Consider the following 4,885-nt stretch of genomic DNA (forward strand, 5'->3'; position numbering starts at 1 on the left):
ATATAATCTAACTTTATTCCCCAGTATCATTCTCTAGCAACTCCTTAATCATCTTGTTTGCTCTTTTGCCTTGCAATTTACAACATTATTAATTTGTCTTTCAAGGTCATCTTTTTGTTTATCTGAACTAACTCTACAATATCCAATTATTTTTTAGTTTTAGTTTCAGCATCTTTAATACCTTTAATACCTAAAAATGATTAAGTTGTTCTTGTGAATAATATCTTGTACCACCATCTGTTATATGACTTGGTTTCAAACTTCCAATTTCATCCTAATTTCTTGAAGTTTGAATTGACTTACCTATTTTTTGTGCGAATTCTCCTATTGAGTAATATTTCATAACTTACCACCTCAATAAGATTGTATAGTCATACCTATAAAAAATAAACACGTTTTTATATACTTTTATTAACTGTTATCACCCTCCTATTTATCATTTCTTTTGTCTGTTACTATATTCTATAGGAAATCCTTATAAAAACAAAACTCACTATAATGGATTTAAACTATCCCCCATACTCCTTTAATGAATTATAATAAAATTTATTTAATTTTCATTTATTTTCTGACTTTTCCTTGACAACTTAGTATTTTTATCATAAGATATTAATATAAGCTAATTTAGAATACTGCCTTTATGCTAAAAATAAATTATATATGTAAAAAGCAAGTTGTCACCATGAAAAGGTGTCTTTTTTTATGCCTAAATTTAATATTTCTCTATGCTTTTCTATGAATTTTCATAATAATATTCTAATTAAATAAAGGCACTAATTAATTACTCTATAAAAATAAGGTGTTATTCTATATTTCTATAAAATAACACCTTAAATTTTAAGCTAACGTAAATATCTTATACTAGATTATTAGTATAATTAAACTCTCCTTAGTCCTCTGGATAAGTTTAAAACAGTAGTTATGGTAAAGTTCTTTCTATACTCCAAAAGTAATATAATAGAATTTTATTTTATCTACCTCTTAATTAAAGGAAATATAATAACATCTTTAATTGAAGTGGACTCTGTTAAAAACATAATCATCCTATCTATACCTATTCCTAAGCCTCCTGTAGGTGGCATTGCTGTATCTATGGCCACAGCAAATTCTTCATCCATTGGACTTGCTGTTTCTAATCCAGCTCTTAATTTTGAAGCTTGATCATTCAATAATATTCTCTGCCTTAATGGATCATTTAACTCTGAATATGCATTACCTAGTTCAACTCCATAGGCGTAGGGCTCAAATCTTTCTATTAATTCTTTGTTATCTCTATGAACCTTACAAAGTGGAGAAGACTCTAAAGGAAAATCTATTACAAATGTAGGTTGAATTAGCTCACGCTCACAATACTCCTCAAATAAACTAACTATAAGTTCACCCTTTGAACTCTCTTCTAAATTAAGACCTTCTTTCTGTTTTTCCCCCAAAAGATTTTTCTCTTTAATTGAACTAATAATCTTCTCTTTAGTCATATTCTCTACATCAATTCCCACATGACTTTTTACAAGATCACACATCCTTGCTCTTCTCCATGGTGCTTTAAAATCAATTTCTTCTCCCCCATATAAAGCCTTAGTAGAACCATTTACCTTTGTAAATACATATTCATATATATTCTCCATAAGTTTCATCATATCATTATAATCCGCATAGGACATATAGCATTCAAAAAGTGAAAACTCTGGATAATGAGTTCTATCAATCCCTTCATTTCTAAAGGCCTTAGTAAATGTATATACTCTTTCAATTCCTCCTACTATAATCCTTTTAAGATATAGTTCAGGAGAAACATTCATAAACACTTCACAATCTAATGCATTAACGAAAGTTGTAAATGGTTTTGCCTCTCCTCCACCATACTTAGTATCAAGTATTGGAGTATCTACTTCAATAAAATCCATATTATTTAGATACTCTCTAATAGCTGTAATAGCTTTTGAACGTTTAATAAATCTTTCCTTTACCTCTGTGTTCATTATCATATCTAAGGAACGATGCCTCTGTTTTAAGTCTTGGTCTTGGATTCCATGATACTTCTCTGGTAAACTCCTAATGGATTTTGAAAGTAATGTAAAAGTTTTAGCTTTAATGGTTATTTCTCCTGTTTTAGTCTTAAATACTGTTCCTTCTATTCCAATTATATCTCCAGTATCCATAAGCTTTAAAGTATCATAGCTTATTTCTCCTAGGTTTCTCTTATTAAAATATACTTGAATATCTCCTTCTTGATCCCTTATATTAGCGAAAGTAGCATTCCCCATCCTCCTAATAAGCATAATTCTACCAGCCAAATTAAACTCTTCTTCTTTATTAATCTCATCAAATCTATCATATATATATTTTGTGTGAGTTATATTATTATAATTATAGGGATAAGGTTCAATCCCTGTTTCATATAATTTTTCTAACTTTTTAATTCTATCTACCATAAAGTCATTGCCATCTGGCACTATTTCTATTAAATTTTCTAAATTAGTAAATTCATTATACATATCAGTGTCCACCTTTCATAATTATTAAAGCTTCTTAGATTTTTAAGCAAATAAAAAAACTCTCACCTCCAAGATATATAATCTTGAGGACGAAAGTTATGAATTCGTGGTACCACCCCAGTTTATCTATATGTCACCATATAAACCTCTTCAAGTACGGCATAATTTATGCTTATACTCTATATCTATAACGGGATATGCCGTCACATCCTACCTCTGAAAATTCAGGCTCAGTGTGAAGCTCAGAGACCTTCTTCAATAAACAATTTACTACTCCCTCTCAGCACTAGGAGCTCTCTGTAAGTTAATTTATTTATTTACTCTTCTCATCAAAGCTTTTATTCAGAAGATTTTATCATAATAATTTATTAATTTCAATATATTTTATAAAATTAAATAATATTATAGGGTTTTTGATTCAAAACTTATCTTATGCACTGCTTAAAATCTAAGATTTTAAAGGATTTAAGTACATGTATAAGTTAAGATTTATGCTAAAAACCCTATATATACTTTAATTTATGATCTTTCCGTAATAATGATTCATCCTAAATAAAAATCTTAATAATATTCTCTATAAAATAATTTCTTTATTCCAATCATATATTCTTTAAGAAATCAATGACTTACATAATAATTTAAAACTATTTATTTGATATAATGCTATTTAACGCCATACCTATAACAACAAATAATAATCCAATCCATCCAACTATAGTAGGTAATGTATCATTAAGTATTAAAACTCCTCCTAATACTGTAAAAATAACTTCCCCACATTGAGTAGCTTCTATAATTGCAAGTTTATTTGGATCATCCTTAACCATATCAGTAGCCTTAAAGAATAATAATGTAGCTATGATTCCTGAGCATAATGCTACTACTATTGACTGTATAACCTGTGATTCACTTGGAAGTCCTACAGTTAAAGTTCCATAAAAAGATAATATAATCCAAAATGGCATACTACATAAGGTCATTCCAAATACCCTTTGTACAGTATTGAACTTTCCTCCACAAACCTCCATCATCTTTCTGTTACCTAATGGATATGAAAAGGCAGCTATAAGAACAAATATAATCCCCATAATTCCTTTATGAATCTCTCCCACATTCACCTGTTGTATTTGTATGAGAAATATTCCAAATAATATTATTAAAGACATAGTTAAAGGTTTTTTAGGAATTTTTAATCTTTCTTTTATTACTCCATTTTCTGTTTCTATAGTTTTAAAAAATAGTGGTGATAATAAAATCCCTGCTACAATAGTAATTTGCCAAGTTCCTGCTACAATCCAAGAAGGAGAGTATACTGATGCCAGACAAATAGGCGCATAAAAAAATCCAAAGCCTACAGTACTCCATAGAAACCACTGTGCTGGTCTATTTTTTATATCCTTTAAGACTTGTACACATTCTTTCCTAACCATAACCATGATAAATAGAACAGGTAGCATAAAGACATATCTTAATACTCCACTCCAAATCCAATTTCCCCCTGATGCTTCCATACTTTTATTAAGTATAAAGGTAAATGCAAAGAAAAATGATGAAATAATTCCAAGTAAAATAGCTTTCTTCATATGTATCCCCCTAATGAAAATTTAATAAATATTCTACTATTTATACTAACATAAATTTTATTTAATTTATGTTATGCTCTATTGAATGTAAATCTATTTAAGCTCATACTAATCTAATATTTGCCTTCATATTTAAACTCCTAACTATAATATCTACTCATAATAGTATTATACAGAAAAGTATGGTGCAAACAAAAGAACCACTCCAAGGACAAATTCCTTCTATAGTGGTTCAAAAGAATTATTATTTAGAATCTCATATAAAAAGTATAGTAAATTTATTAATTAAGTTACTTTCAAATTATAGATTTTCTAAATTATATTTACTGTTACAATAATCTATACTACTTTCTATAAATCTTTTAACGTCCTTACTTCTTTTTATCTTTGATCTATATAAAGATTTTTTATCCTTACCCTCTCTTATTCTAATAGCTTCTAAGATAATAGTATTGAATTCCTTATTTATAATATTTAATGTTCTATTTGCAGAAGCTAACTTTGAATTTATCTCTTTATTCTCTAAGGTATTAACTATTCTGCATAAAGTAAGTATGGAAAACTCTACCCAAGAGTCTAACATAAATATAATTTTTTTATTTAATTTACTCTTCCAGTAGGAATTCAGATTATAATTCATCGCGCTTAATATATCTTCCCAGTTTACTTTAATATCTAAATCACTAACCTTTGGACTGTTTATTCCAATTCCATTATGCTTCAAAGTCCACCATGTTACATAGTTAATATCATAATATCCTGGTTTATGAAGTCTTCCATTTTCAAAATATATGTATGGCTCTAATG

3 protein-coding genes, 1 pseudogene and 1 other annotated feature are annotated in these 4,885 nt (G+C 28.2%); all 4 genes and pseudogenes read right to left on the reverse strand.

Annotated features, from left to right (window positions below):
• Positions 1–81: 81 nt before the first annotated feature.
• Positions 82–343 (reverse strand): annotated as a pseudogene (locus tag AB2369_RS11325) (MerR family transcriptional regulator); the annotation flags it as partial.
• 631 nt (positions 344–974) lie between these two features.
• Complete coding sequence (lysS, locus tag AB2369_RS11330) at positions 975–2,495, reverse strand: lysine--tRNA ligase (protein WP_367666587.1); 1,521 nt, start codon at positions 2,493–2,495, stop codon at positions 975–977.
• Positions 2,496–2,577: 82 nt separating this feature from the next.
• Positions 2,578–2,837 (reverse strand) — a binding site (T-box leader).
• Between the two features lie 302 nt (positions 2,838–3,139).
• On the reverse strand, positions 3,140–4,078 hold the full coding sequence (locus AB2369_RS11335; protein WP_367666588.1) for a multidrug resistance efflux transporter family protein: 939 nt from the start codon (positions 4,076–4,078) through the stop codon (positions 3,140–3,142).
• A gap of 301 nt (positions 4,079–4,379) precedes the next feature.
• Positions 4,380–4,885: aminoglycoside adenylyltransferase domain-containing protein (locus AB2369_RS11340; RefSeq protein ID WP_367666589.1), on the reverse strand; the 506-nt coding region annotated here is incomplete at its 5' end.

Origin of the sequence: Clostridium sp., assembly GCF_040797585.1 — a bacterium.
Classification (GTDB): Bacteria; Bacillota; Clostridia; order Clostridiales; family Clostridiaceae; genus Clostridium_Z.

What these genes read in the sequence shown, in the direction of transcription:
- AB2369_RS11335 (WP_367666588.1), bottom strand. Translation starts at nt 4,078, where the DNA reads ATGAAGAAAGCTATTTTACTTGGAATTATTTCATCATTTTTCTTTGCA.
- lysS (WP_367666587.1), bottom strand. Translation starts at nt 2,495, where the DNA reads ATGTATAATGAATTTACTAATTTAGAAAATTTAATAGAAATAGTGCCA.